At 74.4% G+C, this 2,579-nt stretch carries 2 protein-coding genes; both read right to left on the bottom strand.

The annotated features are described in order from the left end of the window. Positions 1-160: 160 nt before the first annotated feature. Positions 161-718, bottom strand: coding sequence for a TetR/AcrR family transcriptional regulator (locus L1885_RS26935; RefSeq protein ID WP_235799766.1), 558 nt, complete (start codon positions 716-718; stop codon positions 161-163). A 235-nt stretch (positions 719-953) separates the two neighbouring features. Next, a complete protein-coding gene (locus L1885_RS26930; RefSeq protein WP_235799765.1) occupies positions 954-2,384 on the bottom strand; it encodes a M1 family metallopeptidase in 1,431 nt (476 codons plus the stop codon). Positions 2,385-2,579: the final 195 nt, after the last annotated feature.

Below are 2,579 nucleotides of genomic sequence, written 5' to 3'. Positions count from 1 at the left end.
CTGCGCACGCTGCGCCTGGCCCGGGCCTGATCGCGCGCGCCCGCGCGGGGCGCGACGTCAGGAGGGCGGGTTCCGGCGGACGGCCGGGCCCGCCCTCCCCGTACGCGCGGGTGCGGACACGGGGCACGGGTGCGCCCCCGGCCTGCCCGCACGCACCGGGTCAGGGGCGCAGGCCGTCGATGGCGAGCTCCATGATGCGGGCCGCCCGCGCCTCACCGTCCGCGTCGGGCGCGACCCGCCACAAGAAGCCCATGAGCAGCAGCACGTCGCCGGCGGCGAGGCCGGGCCGGAAGCTGCCGTCCTCCTCGCAGGCCCGCAGCAAGGTCGCCACGGCCGCGGTCACCGGCACGTACGTCTCGTTGACGACGTCCCGGACCGCGGCGGTGCCCAGTGCCTCGCCGAGGCCGTGCTTGACGCGCACGTACGCGGCGAGTTCGCGGAACCAGGCGCGGAAGGCGTCCAGCGGCGCCTTTCCGGCCAGTGCCGCGGAGACCGAGCGCGAGAGCTCCAGCACGTCGCGCCGGTAGACGGCCAGGATCAGGTCCTCCCGGGTCGGGAAGTGCCGGTACAGCGTCCCGGCCCCCACCCCTGCCCGCTTGGCGATGGCGTTGAGCGAGGTGGCGCCGGACTCGGCGAACGCCTCGTGGGCGACCTGGAGGATCCGGTCCCTGTTCCTGACCGCGTCGGCGCGCGAAGGCTCGTTCACGGACTCGGGCACGGCATCTCCAGGCGCGACGGGCGGCACTTTGCGTGGCGGGGAAGCCCCCGGCACGGCACGGACGGCCCCGGGGAGACGTCCGCCTGCCGTTGCCTTTCCCACTCCACCGAGCCTATGCGCTTCGCGGCGGACCGCGACACCTGACCTGTCCGCTCGGCGGGGCGGCACGGGCGGGGGCCGGGACGGGGCACCGGGCGGGGGCCGGCGCGACGGGAGCGCGCCGGCCCCGGTCCGTTCAGTGCCCGGCGGGGAAGACCGCGGGCTTGGCGGGGGTGTAGAGCCAGGTGGTGAAGAAGTCCCCGAGGTCCCGGCCCGACAGGTGCTCCGCGAGCCGCCGGAACTCGGCGATGGTGCCGTTGCCGTACCGGTGCTGCGCGGGCCAGGCCTTCAGCAGCTCCAGGAACGCCCGGTCGCCGATCGTGTCGCGCAGCGCCTGGATGGCCACGGCGCCCCGGTCGTAGACCGCGTCGTCGAACTGGTTCGCCGCGCCCGGGTCGCCCGGCTTCACCGTCCAGAACGGGTCGTCCGCCGGGTGGCTGTCGTAGACCTGCTGCGCGAGCCGCTGCGGCGTACCCGTGCCCTCGTGCTCGGCCCACAGGTACTCCGCGTACCCGGCGAAGCCCTCGTTGAGCCAGATGTCCGACCAGCGCTCCAGCGAGACGTCGTCGCCCCACCACTGGTGGGCGAGTTCGTGGGCGACCACCGAGGTGTCCGGGGCCGTGGCGAAGAAGGACGGGCTGTAGAAGACGCGGGTCTGCGCCTCCAGCGCGAAGTGGGAGGTGACGTTCGGGACGTAGCCGCCGGCCGCGTCGAAGGGGTACGGGCCGAAGTAGCCGCTCAGGAAGTCGATGATCTCGCCGGTGCGCTCCACGCTCGCCCGCGCGTTCGCCTTCACCGCGGGCGCGAGCGCGGTGCTGTAGGCGTTGATGATCGGCACGCCGGTGCGGGTGCGGCCTCGGGTGATGTCGAAGTGCCCGACGGCGAGCGTCGCCAGGTACGTGGCCTGCGGCCGGTCCTGGCGCCAGTGGTACGCGGTGCTCCCGCCCGCCGTGCGCGCGGAGAGCAGCAGCCCGTTGGAGACGGCCTGTTCGCCCTTCGGGACGTGCACGGTGACGTCGTAGGTGGCCTTGTCGAGGGGGTGGTCGTTGCTGGGGAACCACCACCAGGCGGACTCGGGCTCGTTCGCCGCCACACCGCCGTCGGGGGTGCGCTGCCAGGAGGTGAACCCGTACTTCTGCACGGTGGAGGGCACACCGGAGTACGTCACCGCGACCGTCATGCGGTGGCCGCGCGGGACGGTGCGCGCCGGTGTGACGACGAGTTCCTGCTCGCCGGCGGTCGTGAAGCGGGCCGGGCGGCCGTCCACGCGCACGGAGCTGACGTCGAGTGCGAAGTCGAGGTCGAAGCTGGTCAGGCCCTGGGTGGCGGTCGCGGTGACGACCGCGGTGCCGGAGAGGCGGTCGGTGGCGGGCTGGTAGTCCAGGTCGAGGTCGTAGTGCGAGACGTCGTAGCCGCCGTTGCCGTACGTGGGGTAGTACGGGTCGCCGATGCCGGGCGCGCCCGGGCCGGCGTGGGACCCGCCGCCGGTCGCGGACGCCGCGGTGACGGGGAGGGTGAGGGAGAGGCCGAGGGCGAGGGCGGTGGACGCGATGACTCTCTTGCGCACGGAAGGTTCCTCCAGCGTGGGATGGCACCTGGGGTGACAGGTACACGGCGAGACACTAACGCGGGGGCGTCCGCCGGACCAGAAGGCGCCGCCGGGCCGCCCGACGGGCGGTGGCGGGTCTGCTCCACCCGCGGCCCCGTGTACTCGGCCGCCTGGCGAGCAGCCGTGCGGGTACGCGCCGCGGCCTTCTGCGCC

Source organism: Streptomyces fuscigenes (assembly GCF_021556455.1).
GTDB classification, from domain to species: domain Bacteria; phylum Actinomycetota; class Actinomycetes; order Streptomycetales; family Streptomycetaceae; genus Streptomyces; species Streptomyces fuscigenes.
Note: the sequence above shows the minus strand (reverse complement) of the source record. Positions and strands in the feature narration are given on the sequence as shown.